Raw genomic sequence first — 23,763 nt, 5'->3', positions numbered from 1 at the left:
GGTTCGGCGCACGGGGGATGGGACGGACCGAACACCGTTCCGGTTGCGCCGAATGCGCGCGGACTCGGTGACGCTGGACACAGGGCACGGGCGCGGGCGGCTCAGAGACGGCTGACGTCGGTGTCGAGGAGGGCGGGGAGCGCGTCGGGCGACGCGGTCACCACCATGGGGCGCAGCGGTTCCCCGAAGGAGAGGCGGTCGGCGGGCGCGCGGTCGCCGGGGGCGGTGTGCGCGATCCAGTCGACGAGTTCGCGCGCCCGACCGACGTCGCGCCCCGGCCGGGTCAGGGCCACGACCGCGCCCGCCACGTCGCAGCGCAGGTGGAGGTGGAGGGTGGCGGCGAACGCGCTCTGCGCCCACGCGCCCGGCGTGACGCCGTGCGTGCGACCGTCGTGGGCGCGGCGCCTGCGCCAGGCCGGTGCGGCCAGGCCGACCGCCCGGTCGTCGAACGTGAGCACGAGGCTCGGCCGCTCCTGCGCGGTCAGGCACTCCTCGGGATCGGTGAGCGTGGCGTCCATCCACACCCCGACCGGGCCGCTGGCGGCGCGGGCGAGCGCGGTGCGCGCCGCGTCGACGAGGGCCGCGTCGACCTGGGTGCGTGCGGCGCGGCACAGGCGCGCGGTGAGCGGCGCGTCGAGCGGGGTGTATCCGGACAGGACCAGGGGCCAGTCCACGGCGGCGCGCCCCTTGAGCGGCAACACGCCGTGGGTGCGGCAGACGACCGCGCGTTCGTGCGGCAGCTGGTACGTGACGCAGGCTCCCGAACGCAGGGCGGCCAGGGCCAGGCCGAGGCTCATCGCCTTGGTACCGGTGGTGATGTCGGCGATCACCGGGGGCGGTGGGGCGTCGGTGTCGCCCCCGGGTGCGGTCTCGCGGACGATCCAGTCGCGGGCGACGGCGGCGACCGCCTCGGCGTCGGCCCCCTCGACCGGGTCGGGGGTGAGGCGCACACGGTCACGGTAACCCGCCGCCCGCAGGTGGTCCGCGTCGGCGGGGGCGGCCCCCGGGTGTTCGGCCGCGTGCAGGGTGCGGGCCGCCGCCACGCGCACGTTGTCGCGCAGGCTCTGCCGCGAGGGCAGCACCAGCGCGCGGGCGGGCCGGTGGGCGTGGACGGCGGTCAGGGTGCCCAGGCGGCTCCCGCCCAGCGCGGTGACCAGGAACGGCCGGTCGCCGGGGCCCGGATGGACGACGGGTGCGGGGGCCGGGTCGGAAGGAGGGAGGACGGGCGGGTCCGGGCGCGGCGGGTCACCGGTGGCCTGGGGCGGGCGGTGGCGGGGCGTGGGGAAGAAGGCTGTGCGCAGGTCGTCGAAGGAGGTGATCCGCTCCAGCAGGTCGCCGAGGTTCCACACGTGCACGAGCCGGGCGGTCAGCGCGGGATTGTAGGCGGTGATCGCCTCCCGCAGGCCGGGGACGGCGGGGCCGGTGTGGACGAACAGGACCTGGGCGGCGCCGCCGAAGACGCGGCGGGCCTTGGCCACGGTCCACCCGGCGCGCGCCACGACGTCGGCGGGCCGGGTCTTGGCCTCCACGCACAGGACCCGGTGGCGGTGGCGGACCACGGCGTCGAAGTCGGCGACGGAGCCGGTCGGGTGGACGGGGTCGGCGACCTGCCGCGGGCCCAGGACCTCGGTGTCGGGCTGGCGGCGCACGAGTCGTCGCAGGTGGGACAGGACGCGTCCCTCGGCCACCACGCCGCGTCTGACGGACGGGGACATGTCCGGGAAGCGGGCCAGGAGCGCCTGGGTGCCGCCCTGGGCGACGAGTCGGACGGGTTCGGGGTCGCGGTCGTGGAGCCACCGGGCGCCGTGGACCTCGGCGAGGGTGCGCAGGTCGACACCGGTGGTGGTGAGGGGCGGCCCGGGGTGGGCGGGGTCGGCGGTGCGCAGGGTGTCGCCGCCGGCGTCGAGGTAGTGGCGCCAGCGTCCGGCGTGCGGGTGGCGGTCGGCGGACAGGGCGCGGTGGTGGAAGAGGGCGGCGGCCACGCTCATGACCTTGGTGCCGCCGGTGTAGTCGAGGAACCAGGGGCGCGCGCCGTGGTCGCGGTGGAAGGCGTCGAGGGTGCCGGACACCGCGGCGAAGTCGTGCGGGTCGGGGCCCACGCTCAGGGGGTGGACGGAGGCGGGCGCGGCGATCCGTTGGACGGCGGCGGCGACGCGTCGGGCGATGGGCCGGGTCCCGTCGCTGCACAACAGGGCGACGTGGTCGACGGGCAGGGTGAGCGAGGAGAGCAGGGCCGGGGTGGGGTTGCGGCCCACGAGGACGACGGCGGTGCGGGGAGTGTCCACGACGCCCTTCTCCGACGGGTGGTCCGGGGGCCTCCACGCTAGATCAGGTCCGCCGCTTTCTCCAGGGTTCGGCGACCGGACGCGGTCGTCGTGGGAGGCGTGCTCGCGGCGCGGCGGGTTCACCGGCCCGCGGGCTCCGGCCTCGCGGGCACGGGCCTGCCGCTGATGACGAACGACCGGCAGGCGGTGACCACGCCGTGCCCGTCCCGGACCAGGTCGGAGGGGACGAGCAGGTCGTGGCGCTCGGGGTGGGCCGAGCCGACGACGGAGGAGACGATGAACCACACCCCCGCCTGAGGTTCGGGGAGGTCGGCGCGGGTCCGCCGCTCCGCCACGAGCGGCACCCCGGCGGGCACGCCGTCGGCCTCCGGCACCGGTACGCGCACCGCCTCCACGCGTACCGGGTGGGTCGCCCGGGGCCAGCTCTCGATCACGCGCGAACGCTCGTCGACGACTGTCACCACATGCGGCGTCAGGTTGACCACCGGCATCCGGCGACCTCCGTTCCTCTCGCTCCGCGACGGCCTCCGCGGGGTCGCGGCGGGCCGCGTCGGCCCCGGCCGGGGCCGTCATCGCAAGTCTCTCGGACACAGCCGCCCGCCCTGCTGGGACACTCCCGGCGACCCGATCGCGGGACTGGTGTGACACGTGTCCGTTTCGTGGCTCTCGGCGACACGAATACGGGTGCGGAACCACGTTCAGGCGTTGACAGTCTGTTCGGAACCGCCCTACTTTGGGGGCGGACCTCCCGTTCGCGCGGGGGTGTCCGGCCACGGTCTCACCGACTCTCACACACGCTTTCCCGGAGGGCTGGGAGAGCGACCCGGCCCCGGAACCCCGGGGAGAAGAGTTCGTGAGCACGCACCACTGCTCCGCCTGGGAGCTGTTCGGCTCCGCCGCCTTCCTGCGCGCGTTCACGCGTGTGCTGGGGTGCGGGCCCTGCTCCGCGGACGGAACCGCTCAGGGCTGCGCGGGTCACTCCGAGCAGTTCTGTGACTATGTCGACCTGTGCGCCGAGCACTGCCCGTGCCCGGTCCACGGCGGCGACCCGACCAGTGTCATCGCCGTGCGCATGGCACGGGCCGCGCCCACGGCGTCCGGCGTCGACCGCACCGCCGCCCACCGGCTGCGCGACGCCTTGGACGACGTGCGCCGCGACCGGTCGTACAAGAACCTGCGCCGCGTGTACCCGCAGCCGGTGGCGGGCGGGCGGACCCGGTGCGCCTTCTCCGAGCGCCCCCGCCGCTGGGCCCAGCGGCGCGACGTCGCCAGGGTGGCCGCCGACGTGGTCGACCAGGAGGCGCTGGCCCTGCTGGTGCTGACCGCCGGATGGGGCAACCCGGCCGCCGACCTGCCCGAGGACATCCACCCGGGCGAGACCGTCTCCTTCACCGAGGACGGCAGCGCCGTGCCCGTCTCGGACCTGCACGGCCGCCCGGTCACCGAGGCCAAGGAGCCGCCGATGGTCTCCACCGCGACCGGCGACTACCTGCTGCGCAAGCTCGCCGAACTGGCCGCCGGACGCGACGCCGACCAGGGCCGCACTCCCGACCAGCGGCGTCGGCTGCACCTGCGCGAGGTCCTGCCGGGGGTGAGCGGCGAGGACGTCGCCCGCCGCCTGACAGGGGTGCTGGGGCGCATGGCGGTCGACATGCCCGCGCACTTCCGCCTCGTCCAGCAGGCCCGCGGCCGCGCGCGCAGCGCCCCCTACGCCCCCGTGCCCGACTCCCCCGCCGTCGAGGAGGACACCACCGGCCGCCGCGAGGTGCTCTCGCCGACGGAACGGTCCTGGTTGGAGGAGACCGGCCGGGAGCTGGCCGACCGCGCCCAGGCCGACCGCGCGCGCTTCGACGCCGATCCGCGGGGCGCCCTGGACGGTCTGCTGCGCCGACTGTTGGAGGAGGGGGCGGACGTGCCCGAGCGCTGGTCCGCCGCCCAGGACGACCCCGACCTGCGCGCCGACCTGCTGGAGGCGTTGGCCGAGGCGATCGAGCGGTGAACCCGGTACAGACCGCTCATCCGTCGCGTCCGGGACCGTCCGGAGACCGGCCGCGCTCCCGGTCCGCGTCGGCGAACCGGACGGTCAACGGCGGCAGAACCGGGTACTCGGCGAACTCCCGCAGTGACATCACGGCCGTGCGGTCCCACGGCAGGCGGTCGCGCCACCGGCTGGCCAGGCACACGTCCACGGCCTGGTCGACCTCGCGCCAGCGCTCCGGACGGGGCTCACCGGACAGCCTGCCCGCGACCAGCGCGGAACCGAACGCGTCCAGGAACCCCTGGACGCGCGCGTCGGTGGCACGGCTGACCCCGGCGGCCGGATCGAGCGACACCGCGCGCGCCCCGCGGTCGACCACATACAGCTCCGGCCGCAGGTGCACGCTGCCCATGCCCAGCGACTTGCCCATGCCGATCTTGTGCGCGTGGGCCGGGTCGGCGGGGTCCCCTCCGTCGACCGGGTTGTCCAGGAGCAGCGCGCGCAGGAGCGCCCCCAGTTCCCCGTCGGTGAGGTTGGTGAAGACGACGCGCGAGCGGAAGGTGAGGCCGTCGCGCAGGGGCACGACGTCGCGTTGGGTGTCGCGGACCGGCTCGGCCCGGTGCCCCGGTGGCAGGACCGTGACGCCCAACTCCTCCTGGGCGCGGGCGTCGTACCGCACCGGGCGGCCCAGATCGGCGCGGTGCCGGTGCAGGTAGGTCTTGTAGCCGCCCAGGCGGACGCGCCCCTCGTGGGACCAGGTGACGATGTCGGGCCGGTCCCCGGCCGCCGCGTCGGGCCCCTGTACGAGGTAGTTGGCGAAGCAGCCGCGTTGCGGGGAGAGCAGGCGCACGCGCAGGGCCGCGCCGTCGGGGTAGTCGGGGTCGGGATCGGCGCTGAGCGCGTGCCCGAACGAGACCCGGCCCTTGGACGCGGCCGCCTCCCCGGCGAAGGTGTCGGTGTCGCCGAACATCGCGCGGCACACGTCCACCGGGCGGCCCGCCCGGCCCGTCCGGTCGGGGTCGCCGTGCTGGGGACCCAGGACCGCGGCGGGGACGGCCCGGCGGACGGGGTTGTCGTCGCTGACGGCGATCCGGTAGCCGCCCGACCGGCCGAAGGAGACGACGTCGCCGGACAGGTCGACGTCGAACCAGACCGGTTCGAGCCCGTCGCGGGGCAGTCCGCCGCCGCTGGCCCCGGCCACCGGCGGGCGGCGGGGCTCGGCGGTGTCCACGCCGAGGCCGTCGGGGAAGGCGACGCGCTGGTAGCCGGTGATCTGCTCGGCCGACTCGAACAGCTCCACCATGGCGTCGGGGACCGGGGAGCGCCCGGAGCGCGGGTCGGGCGGCCGGGGAAAGAGGTAGGCGTTGCGGCGCTCTCCGGCGGCGACCCCGGTCAGGACGGTCAGGCAGGGGACGATCCCGCCGCGCCCGCGCCCCGGGGCGCGGGGGGCGCGGGCGTCGAGGTAGCTCCGGGCCTCGGGTTCGGTGGGGGCCACGGCGCAGATCCGCCTCTCCCCGGGCAGGTGGACCGCGTGCACCCAGCGGAACTGCAGGCGGCCGTGCTGGTCGTGCGCGGTGGGGACGTAGCCGCCCGCGCGCGGCGGGTCGGGGAAGTCCGCGACCCCGAAGTCCCAGGTCCGCAGGCTCTCACGGAGGACGTCGAAGGACACCCGCAGCGCCTGCCCGGCCTCGCCGGTCAACGGGGTGGCCGGAACCTCGACGACGTACCACCGGTCCTCGTCGGCGTCGTGGAGGAGGAACCCCTGCTTGGTGCGCAGGCCCGCGCGGCGCTTGCGGTAGTGGGCGTGCTGGTGGGCCATGACCTGGCGGGCGCGGGTGGACAGCGCGCTGTCGGCGCTGTCGGGGTCGATCCGTACGGGCGCGCGGAAGAACAGCATCGGGGTGTTGACCGGACCGGTCTCGCCGCTGGTGAGCATGCGCACGGTGTTGCGGACGAGGCCGCGCAGGGTGGAGCCGGGGATGGCCGGCAGACTGGCGTCGCCGTGGGGGAAGCGGGTGGAGACGTTGACCGCGCCCCGGTCGAGGATCTGTCCGACGAAGGTGGGCGTGAGCGTGGTGAGGGTCAGCTCGATCCAGCCCGAATGGGTGCCCTCGACCGTGCGGTCGTGGCTGCGCAGGAGGTCGTCGGTGCGCCATCCCCCGTGCAGGTCGGCGGCGGGCATCGGGGTGTCGGCCAGGCGCACCAGGCCGTAGGGCGCCGTGGCGTGGTACCGGGCCGGGGGATCGCCGTCCTGGTCGTCACCGCCGCACGGTGGGGACCCGCGCGGCCGCCGCATCAGTCCCCCGCCCATCGGATCTCGTCGCCGGTGCCGACGTCGATCTCCGGTCCGGTCGGTTTGGCCCCGGTGGACAGGCCGGTGAGACGGTGGAAGGCGACCCCGACCGCGCCGGTGGCGGGGTCGGCGGCCCAGTACTCGCGGACGGTCAGCCAGGTGCCCCGGCTGGTCAGCGCCGTGCGCCCGCCCGGGGCGGGGCGGGTGTGCCCGGCGAAGTCGGCCCACGCGACCGGCAGGACGGCCGTGGCGCCACCGGGCTCGCGCGTCACCGACAGGGGCGCCCGGGTGTCGACGGTACGGCTGTGCGCGGGCCCGTTCCAGCCCTGGAGGAGGAAGGAGCGGTCGCGCGGGCGGAGCCAGTCGGGGACCGGGGCGGGGTCGTCGGCGCTGATCCACCCCGCCTCGGCCCGTTCGCCGAGGCGGATCTGGGCCGAGGGGGAGAAGACCAGGGCGTCCAGGATCCGCCAGCGGTCGGCGGCGGGGTCCAGGGGCGGCGTGGTCGGGTCGGCGCCGGGAAGCGCGTCGGAGCGGAACCAGCGGTCGCGGGGGCAGGAGCCGGTGACACGCGTGTCGCCGAGTTCGGCGAGCAGCCACTGGGGCTGGTCCGGGGCGTCCAGGAGGCGGCAGCGCGATCCGCGGTCGAACACGTCGGTGAGGACGTCGTCGATCTCCTCCGGGGTCAGCCGACGGACCGCCAGGCCCGCGGGGCGTGGGGGGTGGTGGGTCACCGGTCACCTCCGGGCGGGTCGGCGGGGGCCAGACGGGCATGCAGGGCGGCCAGCCAGCGTCGGGCGGTGGCCGCCTCGGGACTGGCGGGTGCGAACACGGCGGCGGTGAGGTCGACCGTGCGCGCGGGTCCGCCGTCGCCGGGGTGGACGGTCACGGCGGCGCCCGTGGCGGTGAGGCGCCCGTTGCCGCTGCCCGCGCCCGCGCCGAGGGTCTCGAAGGGGACCGTGGCCAGTTCCCGGACCAGGAGGGTGAGCAGGCCGAGGACGGCGTCGTCGGGTTCGCGCACGTCGAGGACGGCCTCGGCGGTGCCGCCGCAGTGCAGGTCGGTGGTGAACAGGCGGCCGTCGACCGCGTCGCCGAAGAGGGCGTCCACGGTCAGACGGGTGGTGGTCAGCGGCGCGCCGCCGGTCAGGACGGGGGTGGCGCGCAGGCGCACGCGGGAGGGACGGGGCGCGCCCCGTGCGGTGTCGGCGCCCCACCAGTGGGCGTGCCAGCGCCGCCAGTGGGAGGGCGGGCCGCCCAGGTGTTCGGCGGTGTCACGCACCAGACGGGCGGCGATCCGTTTGAACAGGGAGAACAGGGCGGTGTCGCCGAGGACGGGGGCGAGGCGGACGTCGGTGGGGTCGGTGGCGGCGCCGACCGGGCGGTGGCGGTGGGCGCGGTCGACCGCACCGATCCGGTCGCTGGGCGGCGCGTCCCCGATCATGATCAGCCCGGGTCGCGGGTCGGGTAGCGGTCCGGCTGGTGACCCCCCGCTCCCACGGGGCACACCCGTTCCCGGGGTGCGCACGGGCGCCTCACGGCGTTCGCCGACGGCCAGGGTCAGGTGGAGTTCGGCGCGGTGGCGGCGGTCGGTGACGGCGGCGAGGGCGGCCAGTTCGGCGGCGGTCGCCCCGTGTCCGTGGGCGGCCAGCTCACCCCGCAGAGCGGCGAGCAGGCCGGCGCCCTCCCCCGGCGCGGCGCGATCGGCCGCGTCCGCGCCGGTCACCGGGTCCTCCCCAGTCTCCGAGACCCCCAGGTCCTCCGGGTCCCCGGGGGCGGTGGCACCCTCCGACCAGCGCTCGGCCCAGGTCCGGGCGTGGTGGGCGAACCACCCGTGCTCGTCGGTCAGGTCATACCTTCGGGCGGTCCAGCGCGTGGCCCGCACGGCTCCGTACCCCCTCCCCGTGCGACCGCCCACGTGCGCGCCCGCCCCCAGACCGTCGAGCCCTCCGGTGGCGAGCACGAGCAGCGCCAGGAGCCCGGCCTCGTCGGCGGGGGTGGGGACGCGCAGGCGCAGGTGCGCGGTGAAGACGGTCCCGGCGGGCAGGATCTCCCACTGCCACGTCCGTCCGGGCCGGACGGCCCCGGTGGCCGGGTCCACGCGCGTCCCCGCGCGCACCGCGACCGTCGTCCCCTCGGGGAGGACGGCCCGGGCGTCGTCGAGGTCCAGCGCGCTGGGGACGGGCGGCACCCCCTGGCCGGTCTCGGTCCGGGGCGCGGAGGAACCGAGGAGCGTGCGCACGCGGTCGGAGTCGCCGGTCCGCTCGGCCAGCTCGTGGCGCAGCAGCCCGGCCAGGGTGGTGGCGCGCAGCCGGGGCGCCCCCGTGCGCGGGTCGCGGTCCAGGCGCGGGTCGGCGTCGCTCTCGGCGGCGTGGCGGGCAGCGGCCTGGGCGGCGCCGACGTGGGTGTCGGACAGCAGGCACAGACGCGCGGCGACCTCCCAGACCAGGGCGGGGCTCACCTGCGGCCTCCCCGGGGCGGGCCGCCGTCGGCGGTCGGGCGCAGGACGCGCGCGGTCTCGGCCAGCCAGGACGAGACCAGGACCAGGCACAGGCGCGCCGCCCCCCGGCGTTCCCAGGCCAGGGCGTGCGCGGACAGGCCGCTGGGGTGGGCACGCGGTGGCCGGCCGTCGGTCAGGGTCAGGTCGACGGCGGCGACGGCCTCGGCGTAGGCGGGGCTGTGCCGGGGGTCGGGCCGGTTGTCCGCCCACCACACGGCGGCGCCCTCGGCCAGGTCCTCCAGCCAGGCGCGCACGGTGACGGTTCCGGGTCGACCGGGCCGCGCCAGGCGGGCGCGCTCCAGGGCGCGCACCGCCCGGTCGTGCAGCACCCTGCGCGCTCCGGAGGGGTCGGTGTCGGCGCAGGGGTCGCCCGTGACGGTGCGGTGCAGGGCCGCCAGGGCGTCCTCGGGGGTGTGGTGGGGATGGAGCACGACCTCGCGCAGACGGCCCACCAGGCTGGGGGTCAGCGGGGTGAGCAGGTGCGCCGAACCCCGCGCCAGCGCGCGGGCGTGGTCGCGGACCGGCGGGGCGGCCGCGTTCCAGAGCAGGTCGTCGTACAGGGAGCGCAGCTGGGCGTCGGCGTCGGGGTCCGGGGGCGTGGACAGCGTGGTCCGGTCCCCGCCCGCGAGGGGTTCGGCCACCGGGGCGAGCGGTTCGGGGACGGGCGGCGGCGGGGACGTGAGCGTGAACTGCCCGTGGCCGTCGACCACCCGCTCCCCCAGCGGGTGCGCCTCCAGCAGGCGGGCCCGGTCGGTGGTCAGGTCCCGGTCGAGGCGGAGCCGGACGACGGCGCCGGGCCGGGCCGCCCAGCGCTCCGCCATCGGCCCCTGGTAGCCGCGGTGGTAGGCGCCGACGGTCTCGGCCTCGACGTGGCTGGCCAGGACCTCGGCGCGGGTGTCGGGCAGGCGCCGGGCCAGCAGGTCGAGGACGGCGGGGACGAGCGCGTGGGGCCGGTGCTGGCCGTGCTCGTCCACCACGAGGGCGGGTGAGAGCAGCAGGAGGTCGACCGGGGCTCCGGCGGGCCAGCAGCGGTCGGGGTGGACGGGGTCGACGCGGTCGGGCGAGAGCAGGCGGTCGGGGTCGACGGGCGCGACGCGGACCCCGCCGTGCGCCCGGGTGCCGCCCGACCCCAGGGTGAGGGCGCCCTCGGCCTCGGCGAGGGCGGCGACCACCCGTTCGGCCAGGGCGCGCAGGGCGGCGGGGTCGGGGGCGCGCAACTGCCAGCGGGCCTCGAAGACCTGTCCGGGGTCGAGCGCGGTGGTGAGGAAGGGAACGCCCTGGGGGTTGGCGCCGACGCGGGACCGGCCGAGGTACTGCTCGGCGGTCGTGCGGACGCGGGCGCGCAGCGACCGGTCCGGGGTCAGCGGGTCGCGGACCGCGCGGTAGGGGGTGGCGGGGTCGGTGGGGCCGAACACGTCGACGGTGGTGTCGCCGTCCTTGCCCGGGGTGTACAGGTGGGCGGGCGGCGGCAGGGCGGCGGCCGCGCGGGACAGGTGGGCCGCGGCCGGGTCGCCGTCGGGCTCCAGGCGGGGGTGGGCGGGGGCGAAGCGCAGCGCCTCGCCGCGCGCCACCCAGGCGTCGAGGTCGTCGAGGCGTCCGGCGCCGCGCAGGGCGGCGGCGAGCATGCCGCGCTGGGCGCGCCCGCTGATGACGTGCGCGGAGTCGACGCTCAGGGGGTCGAAGGAGGTGCGCACGACCAGGGTGTCGGTGAGGACGTAGCGCAACGGCAGGTAGGCGGTCTGGAGGGCGGGGGTCACCGGACCTCCCTCGCGCGGGTCGCTGAGCCGGTCGAGGTTCCCCGGGCGAGCGGGGCCGCCGGGGCGGGTGGGGCGGGCGGCATCCCCGGGGTCGGCGGATTCCCCGGGGCGGGTGGGGCGGCCAGTCGCAGTGTGGTGGTGTGCGGGTCCTCCGGTCCCGGGCCGACCAGACGGACGTCGACGCGACCGCGGCCCCGGGTGCCCCTCGATCCGATCTGGGTGGTGGCCAGGCAGGCGCGGGCGAGGATCCGCCAGTGCTCCTCGTCGGCGGGCGCGGCCCAGGTCAGCGCGGCGGTGAGGGTCAGCCCGGGCAGCAGGACGCGGTGAGTGCGCAGCCGCCCGGGTTCGGGGGCGCCGTCGGGGCCGACCTCGACCCCCGACTCCAGGGCGGTGTAGGCGTCGGTGACCGCCCGGCGCAGTGTCGTGCGCAGCGGTTCCTCCCGCCCGGCCAGCGCGCGGGCCACGGCGGCGCGCACGTCGTCGCCGAGGACGGCGTGGCCCACGCGCAGCATGCGGTCGGCGCCGTGGGAGCGGTCGCGGCCCAGGAGGTCGTCGGCGGCGCGGGACAGGTGCGGGGCGACGGTCAGCGCGCTCGCCGCCCCGGCGCGCAGGCGCGCGGCCAGGCGGTGGCGGGGCAGGTAGGGCAGACCCCGGTCGTCGGTGACCACGTCGGTGTCGGCCCCGGTCCCGTCGGCGCTCGCGCCGACGAACAGGGCGGGTGAGGCCAGGTGCACGGCGATGCGGTCGGGGCGGCTCACCGGAACGGGCCCTTCGCCGCCGGGACCGCGCCCGCGCGGTCGGGGGGTTGGGGCAGGTGCGGCGGGAGGGCCTCGGCCAGGCCGGGGTCCAGGTGCAGGTCCATGACCTCGACGGCGTCCAGCAGAGCCCCGGGGGTCCAGTCCGCGGGCAGTGCGACGGGGGCGCCGGTCACCCTGGCGCGGCGGTCGAGTTCGGGGCCGGGGTCGGCGCCCGTCTCCAGGAGCGGGACGAGCGCGGACACCAGCCAGCCCCGGTGGCGGGTGTCGCCGTCGGCGAGCAGGCTGCCGGGCGCGCCGCCGGACAGGTAGCGGTCCAGGAAGCGGGCGAACCCGGTGCCGGTCAGGGGCAGGGCGGTGCGCGGGCTCGGGGCCTGACGGGCCCGGTCGAGTCCGCGCAGGACGCGCTCCACCCCGTCGAAGCGGGTGGTCCAGGCGACGACGTGGTCGTCGGGGGCCGTGGGGTCGATCGCGGCGCGGTCGACGCGGTGCTGTTTGGCGCGGCGGCACATCGCCTCGCACAGGTCGTACCCCAGGGACAGGGGCGCGCCTACGGGCTGGACCGCGATGCCCGCGCCGACGGTCGGCACGTGGGTGGAGTGGACGCCCCCGTCCAGCCCGGTGACCGCGCGGCCGCCGTCGGACGCGCCGCCGCGGGCCTCGGCGAGCGCCCGGTGCAGTGCCACCCGGGGGTCGCGGGGGTCGGCGATCCGTTCGGGGTCGGCGTCCAGCCAGTCCAGGGCGTACCGGGTCAGGCTCAGCGCCAGCCGGGCGTCGCACAGGACGGTCAGGTCGTCCCCCGCCACGACGATGGGGCGCAGCGGCAGTCGGACCGGCCCGGTCGGCGTGTGGAAGAGGGAGACCGGGCCCGCCGCGCCCACGCCGGGGATGTGCGGGCGGCGGCCGGGGTCGGCGCGGACCGTGGCGGCGACCGCGCGGACCAGGGCGCGGGCCAGCCCCTCGGTGAGGCCCGCGATGCGGGTGGACAGCCGCCGCTGGGCCAGGGCGCCCGATCCGGGAACGGCGGGGTCGGCGACGCGGTCGCGGTAGTCGCCGAGGATGACGCCGAGGCCGTTGACGTCCACGTGCACGACGGCCAGGCGGCTGACGTCGCCGTGGTCGCGGCCGAGCCGGTCGACCTCCATGGGGAGCGCGAGCTCGGGCTCCCCGGTGGCGGTGACCGCCCCGTCCAGCCACGCGGTGCTGTGGGCGCGGTGCCAGCGGCGGCCCACACCGCGCGCCCGGGCCACGTCGGCCGCCACCCGCTCGTGGACGCCCGCGTCGTCCTGGGCCCGGCTGCTGTCCACGACCTCGGCGGGCCCTCCGGTGACCGCGCACACCGCGGTGACGCCGTACCCGTGGGCGGGGGTGTGCAGCGCCGACATGCGCCGCCGGGCGTCGCGCAACCGCGAGGGCAGGACCGCCAGGGCCTCGTCCACGCCCGCGACGACCGTCCCGGCCCCGGTCTGGCCCCCGACGCGGCCGTAGGGGACCAGGGCGACCACGGGGGTGAGCCGCCCGGCCAGGTCGCGCAGCCGCCGGGTGTAGCGGCCGGTGAACTCCCGTGCGGTGGGCAGGTCGGGCAGGACGACGGTGAGGGCGCCGCCCGCGTCGCGCAGGACCACGTGGTCGGGCGGCAGCAGGTCGGCGACGCCGTGGCGGGCGTCGGCGGTGTCGGTCGCCTCCGCGACCAGGGCCGCCCGGCCCACCGCGTCGAGGATGCGCCGACCGCCGAAGACGAACGCCTGGATCCCGCGCAGATCGACGCCGACCACCACACCGCTGACCGGCGGGGCTCCCGCCTCCTCCCGGCGGCGGAGCGACCCCGCTGTCGGGGTCGGTCGGGGGTCGCGACGTGTCACCGTGGGAGATCTCCCTCTGGGCGGGCAGGGCTCGGGTCCGGACGTGCGGGCGTCCTGGTGACCTCTCTCGGACGCTGCCGGTATGGCCACGACCACCACCGATACCAGGTGCGCCACCCGCCCGACACCGTGACCTCCAGGATTGTCCCGTTCCGGTCAGTGCCCCGGGACAGTGTCCGAGAGAGCTGGATGCGCGTTCCCCCTTCCCTCACGGAGAGGTCTCCACCATGACCCGGCACCTACCGGAACCCGCGGCGCTCCCCGGCCCGTCCACGGCCCCGGGGCCCACCGTCCCGGCGCCGCTGACCGCACAGGACCTGGTCCCCCACCTGCGCGGTCTGGCGCGGGCGCTGCGGGAGCGACGGGAGGACCGGGGCCACACGCCACCGTCCTGAGAGCGGGCGACGGCTCCCGCCCCCGTCCACGGGGTGGGAGCCGTCGGTCCCGGATCAGTCGAAGAGCGTCCCGCTGAACTCCTCCGCGGCGACCCGGGGGCGCGTGCCGTCCACCCGCTGGGGCGCGCGGCGCCCGCCCCGGTCCGCCCGCCCGCGGGAACGGGGTACGGGGACCCGGTGCGACGGCCCCGCGCTGGTCACCGTGTCCACGCGGACGGCGCCGAACCCCTGGGCGGTGTACTTGCCCACGCCCGACAGCTCGACCAGCTCCAACAGGGCGGCGAAGGCGTCGGCGTGGCGGCGTTCACCGCCGACCAGGTCCAGCCGCAGGCCGCCCTCCCACCCCAGGACGCTGCGGTTGTCGGCGTGGTGGTGCTCGGCCAGGCGCACGTCCTCTCCGGGAAGGGGGACGCGCCGCACCTGCGCCAGACCGCCGAACACCAGCTCCAGCCAGGGTTCGGCCAGGTCGCGCGGGGCGAACCGGGCGACCGCGCCGACGGCCCCGCTGCCGCCGACGATCCCGCCGCCGGACCGGTGCACCGCGCCGAAGATCCGTCGGGGGTTGGGCCACACGTGCGGAATGCGTTCGCCGGTGGCGTCGCGCGTGGTCATGACGATGGGCGTGCGGCTGCGGATCTCCGCCGACCGGACCGCCGACGGGCCGCGCGAGGCCGTGAGCACGCGGGTGTAGGAGACGTCGAAGGTGCGGGTGACCGACAGCGGTTCGAGCAGGTGGTCCCCGATCCGCTGCGGCTGTCCGACCAGGTCCCGCGGGTCGACCGGGGGCGGGACGGCGTCGTCCAGCCAGGTGATCGTCCAGTGGTGCAGCCGGTCGCCGAGCGGCGCGGGCCAGCCGTTCATCGACCACCGCTTGGCGGCGGCGTGCTCGTCCGGGGGCTGCGGCCACCAGTGGTTGAGCAGTCCGTGACAGTCCTCGGGCCGGATCGGCCGCGCGGTGTCCGCCAGGTCACGCAGGATCACGGTCCAGCGTGTCGGCACCGGCACCACCCCTTCTCACGTGGTCGTGACGGCGACGGGTCCGCGCCGTCCTCGGTTCACCGAGGACATCTCTCGGACAGTCGCCGGGGGCGGGCGCCGGTCAGCCCTCGACCATCTCCAGCAGCCGCAGGACGGTGCGCCAGTTGCGCCCGGTGAGGACGCCGTCGGCGTGCCGGGCGACGATGTCGGGGACCCTGGCCTTGCGCAGGCCCTCGCGGTGATCGGTGTAGGCCTCGGTCGCGGTCACGGCGAGCCGTTCGTCGGGCAGGTGGGACAGGTCGAGCCCGCGCAGGGCGTCGACGTCCAGGCCGCCGGAGCAGAACAGGACGAGGAAGCGGGCCGGGTCGGGGACGTCCAGGGGGTTGGCGTCGACGGCGGCGCGCAGCCGGTCGGCCGCGCGCACGACGGTCGGGACGTCCAGGCCGAGTTCGCGGCGGATGGCGTCGTGGACGCGCGCCGCCACGTCGTCGGCGTCGGCCCCGGGCGCGGTCAGCACGACGTTGCCGCTCTGGAGGTGGGTGGCCACGTCGGTGTAGCCCAGCCCGGTGACCAGCGTCCGCAGGTCGGCCATGGCGACACGGCGGCGCGTGCCCAGGTTGATCCCGCGCAGCAGCGCGACGTACCTCGTCATGTCCCCATTGTGGCGCGGCCGCCGACATTCCCCGATCCCTCGCTCGGCCGGGCGCGGGCGTCCGCGTACGCTGGTCCCGACCAGCGCGCCGACCAGCGCACCGAACGCACGTGATCCGGAGCCGCCTTGCCTCGTCTGACCCACGCCTTCGACGTCGCCGCCGTGGACCGGGACGCGGTCGCGCGGACGGTCGCCGCGGCGCACGAGGTCACCCGCTCGTGCCGGTTCGACGGCCGGGGCTGGCTGCTCACCCCCGACGAGCCCACGCTCGCGCGGCTGACCAGGCGCGCCGAGGAGCTCGGGCTCGTCGACCGCGAGGCGGCCGAGCGGCGCGATCGGGAACGGACCGCCGAGGCCGAACGCGCGGGCGGGCGGGTCCGGACGGCGGCGGAACGGGCGACCACGACCGCGCTCCAGCTCCAGACCGGGCGGCACCTCGCGCCCCGCAGCCACTACCTCGTCGCCGAACTCTCCGCCGACGGCGTGCCCCTGGAGCCGCGCTACGAGGAGGAGGGGTGGAGCAGCACGGGGCTGACCGTCACCTCCTGGGACGAGGCGGGCACGTGCGCCCTGGAGTACGCCATGCCCGACAGCGTCGGCACGGGCGAGACCCCGGTGACGTCGGGCACGGTGACCCACGACGCGGCGGGCGTCCTGACCGTGACGACGCGGATCCAGCTGCCCGGCCGCTTCCCCGGCTGGCGCACGGCCGACGGCACGCTCACCGTCGACACCGGCGCCTGGTACGCCGCCCTGGACGCGGGCACGACCGAACCCCCCGTCCGCCTGTCGGCGACCCACGCGCTGGCCGACGTCACCGCCTGGCTCTCCCCCGCGCCCCGCACCGACGGCCGCTGGGACGTGACGGCGGTGCTGGACGTGCGAGGGCGCGGCCTCATCGCGCGCCCGCTGGTGGCGATGCTGGTCTGGGCGATCCGCGGGTCCTTCCGCGGGGAGGAGAGACGGGCGCGCCGGGGGCGCGGGACCGGGGTCGTGGGACCGCGTGAGCGCTGGGACCGCGCTGTGCGCTCCTGGGACCGCGTCGCGCACCAGGCGCGGCGGATTCCGGACTTTCTCCACGACGTGGCCAGGGCAATGGCCGAGGCACGCCCCCAGACCTGACGGGCACCGCCATTTCCCGCTCCCTTTCCCATGGCTTATCGGACCTCCGGAATTTCCCGGAGAACGGAGAGCGACACGCGCGTCACACCGTGATTCAACCTTTGATCACGGTACCGGAAAACACGGCGTTCACCGCGTTCCGCCCCTCCCGCGGCGGCGACGGCCGCGCGCCCCGGGCAGCGCCAGGTGGCCCTGGGTGACCAGGTGGAACCGCTCCAGCCCGGGGCACTGGACCTGGACGACGGTCGTCCCGTGCGCCAGTTCCGCGAGCGTGTGCGCCACCACCCGGTGCCCCGCCCCGGCGATCCGCGCCACCACGGCCTCCCGCTGCGCGGCGACGCCGGTCCCGGGCGGCACGGCGTCGGAGGCGAGCGCGCCCGCGGGCGCCGCGTCGAGCCGGTCGGCGAAGTCGAGCATCGCGCAGGCCAGCAGCCGGGGATGGCCCGAGAGCCGGGCGCGCACGGCCGGTCCGGTGTCGTGGTCGGCGACCAGGCGGGCGAACGGCGCCGAGACGTCCCCCGACGCCGACTGCTCGGCCACCACCCGGGCGAGCAGCTCGCCCTGCACGAACTCGGTCACCGCGCGCTCGGCGGCCAGCTCGCCCCACAGCGACGCGCCGAGCCCGTACCGGTGCGCGGCCGCCGGGCCGCCCGAGGCGGGCGCGTACGCCATGACCACGGGAACGCCCAGGTCGGTGGTGAGATCGAGCAGGACGACCGGCCCGCCGACCAGAGCACGGGCACGGTCCAGCTGGTCGCGCAGCCGCCCGGGCAGCGCCGCGTCCGGCACCGTGGCGGGCATGGGGCCGCGGTCGTAGACCGACCGCAGGAGGAACAGGGAGAACGCGTCGCGCTCGACCCACTCGTTGAGCGCGTGCAGCAGCGCCTCGTCCCGGGTGGCGCCGATCGCGCACCCGGAGTTGACGCTGTGGGAAAGCGCGGCGCGGTAGTCGGCGGTGTCGCCCAGGCCGTGCCGCAGGGCGGTCGTCGCGGCGTCCGACACCGGGTACCAGGGCGCCCACAGGTACACGGGGACGTCCGCGTCGGGGCCGCCGTCGAGCGCCGCGTAGCGCACGCACGCCACCCGGGCGCCGTCCTGGCCCGCCACGTCGCGCACGGCGCGGTCGGTCGCGAACGGTCCCCCGCGCAGGTCGGCGGCCTCGACCAGCCGCAGAGGAAGGGAGTCGAGCACGGTGGGGCCGGTGAAGGCGTGTTCCAGGGCCTCGAACCGGGCGCCGACCCTCGCGGCGGAGCCCGCCCCCTTGCCCGCGCCCAGACCGAAGGGGACCTCGGTGCCGTCGGCGCGCCACAGCCCGCACTGCACGGCCGTCGGGTCCCGGTCGTCGAGCACCCGGTACCGCGCCCGCCAGCCCAGGGCGCGGGTGTCCGCTCCGACCCGGTCCTCGGCCTCCTCCAGGGACAGCTCGCGCTCGGGCGAACCGGCCCGGTCAACGGCCCCGCGGCCGGGCAGGGGACGGGACGCGCCCTCCCGCCCGGCCGCGGGGATCCACGCGGAACGCGGCACCGCTATTCCGCGGTGTCCTCGTCGAGTTCCTCGACGGCCATCGTGATGTCCTCGGTGGGCTCCAGGGGAGCGGCCCAGTCATATCCCGCGCAAGCCATGGCGATTCCTCTCTCGCGGTGGTTTACCGAGCACGAATCAGCTCCGTGCTCAGGCCTTCCTATCCCACCGTCAAAGCCTTTGTCACCACCTGCCGGACAGGAATTCCTGCCATTGTCCGATGTCGGCTTTCACGTTTTCCGAATACACCTCGCCCGACCTGGGCGGATGCGCGGACGTGTCGGAGAGTGACAGACTCGCGCCATGACGAACACCCCGACCGACCTCGCACGACGTGTCGAGGAACTCACCGACGGTGTCTGGATCCTGGCGGCGCTCGCCGCGGCGGCGGGCGACGGGCGCCCCGACGGCGCGGCGCTGTCCGACGAACACGGGGCGCTGCTGGCGCGCGCGGGTCTGGCCGGGCACGGCCCGGACGGCTGGCGGCTGCTCCCGGCCCACCGCGCGGCCCTGGCCCGTCAGTCCGACCCGTCGGCCTTCGCCCGCCGCGTGGCCCGTCAGCTGCGCCAGGCCGCGGACGCGATCGAGGACCGACCGGCGCCGCCCGAGGACGACGCCGCGTTCGTGGCCGAGGGGGTGGCCTCGGGCGCGCGCGTGGGGTCGTTCCTGGACCTGCTAGCCGCGAGCGTCCCCGGGTTCGCCCCGGTGCTGCGGGCGGAGGGGCTCAGCGTCCTGGACGTGGGCACGGGCATCGGCGCGGTGGCGGCCACCGTCCTGGACCGGGTGCCCGGCTCCCGCGCCGTCGGCCTCGACACCGATCCGCGCGCGCTGCGGCTGGCCGAGGAGCACCTGGCCGAGCGCGGGGTGCGCGACCGCGTCGACCTGCGCCTGCTCGACGTCGCCGACCTCCCCGCGACCGACGTCTTCGACCTGGTGTGGCTGCCGCTGTCCGTGCTCTCCCCCGACGCGGCCGGCGCGGCGCTGCCCCGCGTCCACGCCGCCCTGCGCCCGGGGGCGTGGCTGGTCAGCGCGACGGCCGCGGGCCCGAACGGCGACGGCGGCACCCGCGAGGCCGTACTGCGGTGGCGCATGACCCGCTCCGGGGTCGCCGCGTGGCCGCCGGAGGAGGTGGAGCGGCGGCTCACCGCGGCCGGGTACCGGGGCGTGACGACCGTCCCCGCGCCCGGCCGCGCGGTCACCCTCGTCGTCGCCCGGCGTGCGTGACCGCGCGGGCCCCTCGCGCCCGCCCCACCCCGGCTCCACCCTCAGGAGGAGGAGGTCTCGGTGCCCCAGCCGGTGAGCGAGCGGACCCGCAGCTCGGTGTAGCGCGAGGTGTCGCGCTCGTCCGAGAGCAGGCTGCCGACCACCGCGCACAGGAACCCGACCGGCACCGCGAACAGCGCCGGGTTCTCCATCGGGATGAGCTGGATGTCGATCCAGGCGGGCAGCAGCGACAGGTTCTCCCCGGTGACCGGGTGCGTCTTGCCCGACATCACCGGGGAGAACAGCATGAGCAGCATCGTGCACGAGAGCCCGCCGTAGATGCCCCACTCCACGCCCCGGGTGTTGAACCGCCGCCAGAACAGGGTGAGCACGATGACGGGGAGGTTGGCGGCGGCCGCGATGGCGAACGCCAACCCGACGAGGAAGGCCACGTTGAGCTCCTGCGCCCGGATCGCCAGCACGACGGCCAGCCCGCCGATCGCGCACGCCGAGAAGCGGGCCACCCCCACCTCCTGCGACTCGCGCGGCCGCCCCCACATGAGGATGTGCCCGAACAGGTCGTGCGCGATGGAGGACGACGAGGCCAGGGTCAGGCTGGCGATCACCGCCAGGATCGTGGCCAGCGCCACCGCCGAGATCAGCGCGAGCAGCACCGCCGCCCCCACCGGCCCGGCCGTCAGCCGTCCCAGCTCCTCGGCGAGCATCGGCACCGCGCTGTTGCCCGACGGGTCCAGCCCCAGGATGCGTTCGGACCCCACCAGTGCGGCCGCGCCGAAACCCAGCGCCAGGGTCATCAGGTAGAACGCCCCCACCATGACGATCGCGCGGTTGACCGAGGTGCGGGCCGCGCGGCCGTCCCGCACGGTGTAGAAGCGGATGAGGATGTGCGGCAGGGCGACCGTGCCCAGGACCAGCGCCAGCCCCAGGCTGATGAGGTCGAGCTTGTTGAACATCGTCCGCACCGGGTCGCCGGGCACCTCCACCCCCCAGCGCAGCCCCGGTTCGAGGAAGGCCTGGCCGTGCCCGCTGGCCTGGGCCGCCTCCGTCAGCAGGGCGCGGGGGTCGAAGGAGAACTGCGCCATGACCAGGACGGTGAGCACCCCGGTGGCGCCCAGCAGCACGACCGCCTTGATGATCTGCAGCCAGGTGGCGGCCTTCATCCCCCCGTACATGACGTAGACGATCATCAGCACGCCCACGAGCACGATCGCCCCCGACCGGGCCTGGCCGGCGCCGACGCCCAGGAACGTGCCGCCCTCGTGCAGGCCGAGCAGGACCGCCACCAGCGCGCCCGCCCCGACCATCTGCGCGACCAGGTAGAACACGCACACGGTGACGGTGGAGACGGTGCACGCCAGGCGTACCCGCATCCGGCGCATGCGGAACGCGGGCAGGTCGGCCATGGTGAAGCGGCCGGTGTTGCGCATCAGCTGGGCCATCGGCAGCACCAGCAGCCAGGCCACGAGGAAGCCGATGGAGTACAGGAAGCCGTCGTAGCCCTTGAGGGCGATCATCCCGGCGATGCCCAGGAAGGAGGCGGCCGACAGGTAGTCCCCGGTCAGCGCCAGGCCGTTCTGGGTGCTGGAGAAGGCGCGGCCCCCGGCGTAGAAGTCGACCGCGCCGCGCGTGGTCCGGCGCGCCCGGACGGTGATCGCCAACGTGACGAGGACGAACACGGCGCACAGGACGAGCGTCCAGGCGTGCGCGGCGCCGAACTGGCCGCCGAGGACGCCGGCGAGGCCGGTGGCGGGGTCCGTGTGGGCGGTGCCGTCCCCCGCGGCGGCACCGTCCGCGGACCCCCGGACGAGATCGGACGAGGCGGTCATCACCGGATCACCCTCCCGCTCACGGTCTCCTCCTCACGGACCCGCTCGCGGATCCGGTCGGCCAGCGGATCGATCGCGCGGTCCGAGAAACGGCCGAAGGCCCAGGAGAGCGCGAACACCACCAGGAACTGGCCGATTCCCATCACGAGGGCGACGTTGACCGGCGCGAACACCGGCTTCGCCATGAATTCCCTGGCGTAGGCGGCGAACAGCAGATAGGTGAGGTAACTGAGGAGGAATCCGGACACCAGGACAACCGCCTGGAGTGCGAATCTCCTTCGTAGTTTCACGAAACCCGGGTCCACCGACATCCGTTCGCACGTGCGCGCCACGTCGGCCCGTGCGCGCCTGCGCGCCGCCGCCGACCTGGGACCCCGTGGACGGAACGGTTCCCTCCGTCCGTCGACACGCCTTCCGGAGGCGCCCTCCATGTACTCGACCACAGCCCTCCCCCTGCGTTTCTCCCACGGAATCCGCTCCCCCACGGAATCCGCCGTCACCGGCGTGCGCCATGAGGGAACGACACCGATTCCTCCTCCACCGCCGCGCGTGCGCGCCAGCGTGTCGTGAAGTGGGAATTACGATAGCCAGAAGAACGCCGCCGTGTTCACCAAACGCACAAATCGGTTGACGCGCATTCCACACACCGATCACACGAACCGGACGAAGTGCCGTGGAATCCACCAGTCCACACCAAACCACGACCGGAAGCCCCGCCCCGACCGCGCGGCGCCGACACGCCCCGCCCTTCCAGCGCCGACGCGCCGCGCGCGGGCGCGGACGGTGTCCGGTCTTCGCTAGGCTTCGGGGCGACCCCGAACCCATCACGGAATCCGACAAACCTCGGCTTTCCGTGTTCGTACACGTGTATGATTACGGGGTCCGGACTATTCACGCGATACCGAAGGGAAATCCCCGCCGTGGTCACCGAGGTCTTCACGCGCAAGTACTGCGATCCCCACGCCGTCCGCGAGGAGAAGGTCGAGGCGACTGAGGTCATCCAGTTCGCCTGGGAGGGCGCCGTCCGTGAGGTCGACGCCTGTGACGAGTGCGCCAAGGAGCACGAGTCCCGCTACGAGCCCCTCGTCGACTACTCCCGCCCGGTGAAGAAGCGCCGCGCTCCCAAGAAGACGCCCGCCTCGGCCCCCGCCGACAACGGCTCCGCCGACGCCGCCGCGGACAGTGGAGCCGACGAGGAGTAGGGCCCACCCGTCGCCCGCCACCGCCCGGGGGCCGCTTCGCGGCGGGGCGGGCACCCACCCGTCGCCCGCCACCGCACCGACGAACGGGGATCAGCGACACCCCCAGTGACCGCCGACCCCCGCGTCTCGTCGCGGCTCAGGCCTGGCCCATCAACCGCGCCACCTGACCGCCGCGGCGCGCCTCACCGCCCACGCCCGCCTGCACCGCCTCGGCGACCGGCAGGCGGGCGTGCACGTACGTGCCGCCCTGGGGCCGCACCGACGCGCCCAGGCGCCGCATGATCCTCAGCATCCCCGTGTTGGCCAAGCTGGTCTCCGCCCGCACCTCGGCCAGGCCCCAGTCGGCGGCCACGACCGTCAGCGCCCGGGCCACGGCGGTTCCCACGCCGCGCCCCTGCCAGGCGTCCTCCACCAGGAAGGCGATCTCGCCCACCCCCGGGTCGAGCGTGTACATCAGGTGCCCCAGCGCCACCGGCTCCTCCCGCCCGCGCGGGCGCACCGCCAGGGTCAGCCCCCGTTCGGGGTCGCAGAACACGCGCAGCATCCGCGGGCTCAGCTCGCTCATGCCCGTGAAGTACCGGTTGCGCACCGTCTCCTCCGAACAGCGGCGGTGCAGGTCGCTCAGGGAGGGAGCGTCGGTGTCGCGCACCTGGCGCAGGGACAGCGCCACGCCCTCGCCGGTGCGCACGATCCGGTCGGTGGGCACCGGTCCGGTCGACGGCATCACCGAACGGACCAGGGCGTCCGCCCGGCTCGACTCGGTCCAGGTGAACGGGTGGGAGGCGCGGCGGACCAGCACCCCGCGCAGGGGCCCGACCGGGACCAGCATGGCCGTACCCGTGTCGGCGTCCGCGACCGCGTCCGCCCGGGTGAGGTTGGTCCACCGGGCGTCGTCGGCCAACAGCAGTTCCGCCAACGCCTCGGGCAGCCGGTTGGGATGGGTCCGCAGCCGCGCGGTCAGCAGCAGCGCCCGGGTGACGTCGTCCCCGACCTCGCGCCTGTGGGCGGGGACGGCCGTCACCGCACCGGACGGACTGAGCTCCGCGACCGCGCGCACCGCCCGCGCCTGATCGCCCGGCACGTCCACGACGAACTCGTCGACCACGCCCGCCACGTCGGTGTGCAGGGACAGGCCGACGATGTTGCCTCCGTGTCGCGCGAGGGCGCCGACGACCTCCGCGAGACCGCCGGGTCGGTCCTCGACCGCCGTCCTGATCCGCCACAGGCCCACAGTGTCCTCCAGGGAGTGGTTGCTCCCGTCGCCGCGGCACGACTCTGGACCGCGACGACGGGACGCGCACCGACGTGGTGTCCACGGTGGGCGACGCACGTTTCGGGGACGTTAGGCGACCGTTGAGTTCCGTCGGCGATCACGCCGGACCGCGTGATACGGCGTCATCGAAGGACGGACGGCGCCGT

Annotated in this window: 19 protein-coding genes; 5 read left to right on the top strand and 14 right to left on the bottom strand. The window is 76.1% G+C overall.

Going from position 1 to position 23,763, the window contains the following annotated elements; translation table 11 throughout:
• Positions 1 to 101 precede the first annotated feature (101 nt).
• Together AB0I72_RS16380 and AB0I72_RS16375 are read right to left on the bottom strand one after the other, a co-directional pair.
• Positions 102 to 2,285, bottom strand: coding sequence for a CRISPR-associated protein (locus AB0I72_RS16380; RefSeq protein ID WP_358568623.1), 2,184 nt, complete (start codon positions 2,283 to 2,285; stop codon positions 102 to 104).
• A gap of 119 nt (positions 2,286 to 2,404) precedes the next feature.
• The gene (locus tag AB0I72_RS16375; RefSeq protein ID WP_358568620.1) at positions 2,405 to 2,776 is read right to left on the bottom strand and encodes a hypothetical protein; all 372 of its coding nucleotides are present in this window, start codon (positions 2,774 to 2,776) and stop codon (positions 2,405 to 2,407) included.
• Positions 2,777 to 3,138: 362 nt separating this feature from the next.
• Between AB0I72_RS16375 and AB0I72_RS16370 the strand changes: the two genes are divergently transcribed.
• Positions 3,139 to 4,284 carry a hypothetical protein gene (locus tag AB0I72_RS16370; RefSeq protein WP_358568617.1) on the top strand — a complete coding sequence of 382 codons (1,146 nt, stop codon included), beginning with the start codon at positions 3,139 to 3,141 and terminating at the stop codon, positions 4,282 to 4,284.
• Positions 4,285 to 4,300: 16 nt separating this feature from the next.
• Here AB0I72_RS16370 and AB0I72_RS16365 read toward each other — a convergent pair whose 3' ends face one another.
• The 6 genes from AB0I72_RS16365 to AB0I72_RS16340 form a co-directional block, all read right to left on the bottom strand.
• Complete coding sequence (locus AB0I72_RS16365; RefSeq protein WP_358569232.1) at positions 4,301 to 6,445, bottom strand: TIGR03986 family CRISPR-associated RAMP protein; 2,145 nt, start codon at positions 6,443 to 6,445, stop codon at positions 4,301 to 4,303.
• 113 nt (positions 6,446 to 6,558) lie between these two features.
• Positions 6,559 to 7,287, bottom strand: coding sequence for a hypothetical protein (locus AB0I72_RS16360; protein ID WP_358568614.1), 729 nt, complete (start codon positions 7,285 to 7,287; stop codon positions 6,559 to 6,561).
• Entirely contained in the window at positions 7,284 to 9,011 is a 1,728-nt protein-coding gene (locus tag AB0I72_RS16355) for an RAMP superfamily CRISPR-associated protein (RefSeq protein WP_358568612.1), read from the bottom strand. The genes AB0I72_RS16360 and AB0I72_RS16355 overlap by 4 nt, the downstream gene beginning before the upstream one ends.
• A complete protein-coding gene (locus AB0I72_RS16350; protein ID WP_358568609.1) occupies positions 9,008 to 10,807 on the bottom strand; it encodes a hypothetical protein in 1,800 nt (599 codons plus the stop codon). The genes AB0I72_RS16355 and AB0I72_RS16350 overlap by 4 nt, the downstream gene beginning before the upstream one ends.
• Positions 10,804 to 11,565, bottom strand: coding sequence for a hypothetical protein (locus AB0I72_RS16345; protein ID WP_358568607.1), 762 nt, complete (start codon positions 11,563 to 11,565; stop codon positions 10,804 to 10,806). Before AB0I72_RS16345 ends, AB0I72_RS16350 begins: the two co-directional genes overlap by 4 nt.
• A complete protein-coding gene (locus AB0I72_RS16340; protein ID WP_358569229.1) occupies positions 11,562 to 13,340 on the bottom strand; it encodes a hypothetical protein in 1,779 nt (592 codons plus the stop codon). Before AB0I72_RS16340 ends, AB0I72_RS16345 begins: the two co-directional genes overlap by 4 nt.
• A 311-nt stretch (positions 13,341 to 13,651) precedes the next feature.
• Between AB0I72_RS16340 and AB0I72_RS16335 the strand changes: the two genes are divergently transcribed.
• Positions 13,652 to 13,819, top strand: coding sequence for a hypothetical protein (locus AB0I72_RS16335; RefSeq protein WP_358568604.1), 168 nt, complete (start codon positions 13,652 to 13,654; stop codon positions 13,817 to 13,819).
• Between the two features lie 54 nt (positions 13,820 to 13,873).
• Here AB0I72_RS16335 and cas6 read toward each other — a convergent pair whose 3' ends face one another.
• Together cas6 and AB0I72_RS16325 are read right to left on the bottom strand one after the other, a co-directional pair.
• Positions 13,874 to 14,827 (bottom strand): CRISPR system precrRNA processing endoribonuclease RAMP protein Cas6, encoded by a 954-nt coding sequence (cas6, locus tag AB0I72_RS16330; protein ID WP_358568601.1) that lies wholly within the window; start codon positions 14,825 to 14,827, stop codon positions 13,874 to 13,876.
• A gap of 91 nt (positions 14,828 to 14,918) precedes the next feature.
• Positions 14,919 to 15,449 (bottom strand): DUF1697 domain-containing protein, encoded by a 531-nt coding sequence (locus AB0I72_RS16325; RefSeq protein ID WP_358568598.1) that lies wholly within the window; start codon positions 15,447 to 15,449, stop codon positions 14,919 to 14,921.
• A gap of 126 nt (positions 15,450 to 15,575) precedes the next feature.
• Here AB0I72_RS16325 and AB0I72_RS16320 point away from each other — a divergent pair, with 126 nt between their 5' ends.
• Complete coding sequence (locus tag AB0I72_RS16320; RefSeq protein WP_358568595.1) at positions 15,576 to 16,571, top strand: hypothetical protein; 996 nt, start codon at positions 15,576 to 15,578, stop codon at positions 16,569 to 16,571.
• A gap of 129 nt (positions 16,572 to 16,700) precedes the next feature.
• Here the strand turns inward: AB0I72_RS16320 and AB0I72_RS16315 are convergent, their stop codons facing one another.
• Complete coding sequence (locus AB0I72_RS16315; protein WP_358568592.1) at positions 16,701 to 18,095, bottom strand: YcaO-like family protein; 1,395 nt, start codon at positions 18,093 to 18,095, stop codon at positions 16,701 to 16,703.
• A 300-nt stretch (positions 18,096 to 18,395) separates the two neighbouring features.
• Here AB0I72_RS16315 and AB0I72_RS16310 point away from each other — a divergent pair, with 300 nt between their 5' ends.
• A complete protein-coding gene (locus AB0I72_RS16310) occupies positions 18,396 to 19,316 on the top strand; it encodes a class I SAM-dependent methyltransferase (protein WP_358568590.1) in 921 nt (306 codons plus the stop codon).
• 41 nt (positions 19,317 to 19,357) lie between these two features.
• On the opposite strand, the gene AB0I72_RS16305 is transcribed toward AB0I72_RS16310, so the two are convergent.
• The gene (locus AB0I72_RS16305) at positions 19,358 to 21,142 is read right to left on the bottom strand and encodes a cation acetate symporter (protein ID WP_358568587.1); all 1,785 of its coding nucleotides are present in this window, start codon (positions 21,140 to 21,142) and stop codon (positions 19,358 to 19,360) included.
• Positions 21,142 to 21,453, bottom strand: coding sequence for a DUF485 domain-containing protein (locus tag AB0I72_RS16300; RefSeq protein ID WP_358569227.1), 312 nt, complete (start codon positions 21,451 to 21,453; stop codon positions 21,142 to 21,144). Before AB0I72_RS16300 ends, AB0I72_RS16305 begins: the two co-directional genes overlap by 1 nt.
• A 609-nt stretch (positions 21,454 to 22,062) precedes the next feature.
• Between AB0I72_RS16300 and AB0I72_RS16295 the strand changes: the two genes are divergently transcribed.
• A complete protein-coding gene (locus AB0I72_RS16295) occupies positions 22,063 to 22,344 on the top strand; it encodes a hypothetical protein (RefSeq protein WP_358568584.1) in 282 nt (93 codons plus the stop codon).
• A gap of 136 nt (positions 22,345 to 22,480) precedes the next feature.
• Here the strand turns inward: AB0I72_RS16295 and AB0I72_RS16290 are convergent, their stop codons facing one another.
• Entirely contained in the window at positions 22,481 to 23,575 is a 1,095-nt protein-coding gene (locus AB0I72_RS16290) for a GNAT family N-acetyltransferase (protein WP_358568581.1), read from the bottom strand.
• Between the last annotated feature and the right edge of the window lie 188 nt (positions 23,576 to 23,763).

This window comes from Nocardiopsis sp. NPDC049922 (assembly GCF_040660275.1).
In the GTDB taxonomy this organism is placed as follows: Bacteria; Actinomycetota; Actinomycetes; order Streptosporangiales; family Streptosporangiaceae; genus Nocardiopsis.
This window is presented reverse-complemented; position numbering and strand designations above follow the sequence as displayed.

What these genes read in the sequence shown, in the direction of transcription:
- AB0I72_RS16375 (WP_358568620.1), bottom strand. Translation starts at nt 2,776, where the DNA reads ATGCCGGTGGTCAACCTGACGCCGCATGTGGTGACAGTCGTCGACGAG.
- AB0I72_RS16365 (WP_358569232.1), bottom strand. Translation starts at nt 6,445, where the DNA reads ATGCCCGCCGCCGACCTGCACGGGGGATGGCGCACCGACGACCTCCTG.
- AB0I72_RS16335 (WP_358568604.1), top strand. Translation starts at nt 13,652, where the DNA reads ATGACCCGGCACCTACCGGAACCCGCGGCGCTCCCCGGCCCGTCCACG.
- AB0I72_RS16325 (WP_358568598.1), bottom strand. Translation starts at nt 15,449, where the DNA reads ATGACGAGGTACGTCGCGCTGCTGCGCGGGATCAACCTGGGCACGCGC.
- AB0I72_RS16310 (WP_358568590.1), top strand. Translation starts at nt 18,396, where the DNA reads ATGACGAACACCCCGACCGACCTCGCACGACGTGTCGAGGAACTCACC.
- AB0I72_RS16305 (WP_358568587.1), bottom strand. Translation starts at nt 21,142, where the DNA reads ATGACCGCCTCGTCCGATCTCGTCCGGGGGTCCGCGGACGGTGCCGCC.
- AB0I72_RS16300 (WP_358569227.1), bottom strand. Translation starts at nt 21,453, where the DNA reads ATGTCGGTGGACCCGGGTTTCGTGAAACTACGAAGGAGATTCGCACTC.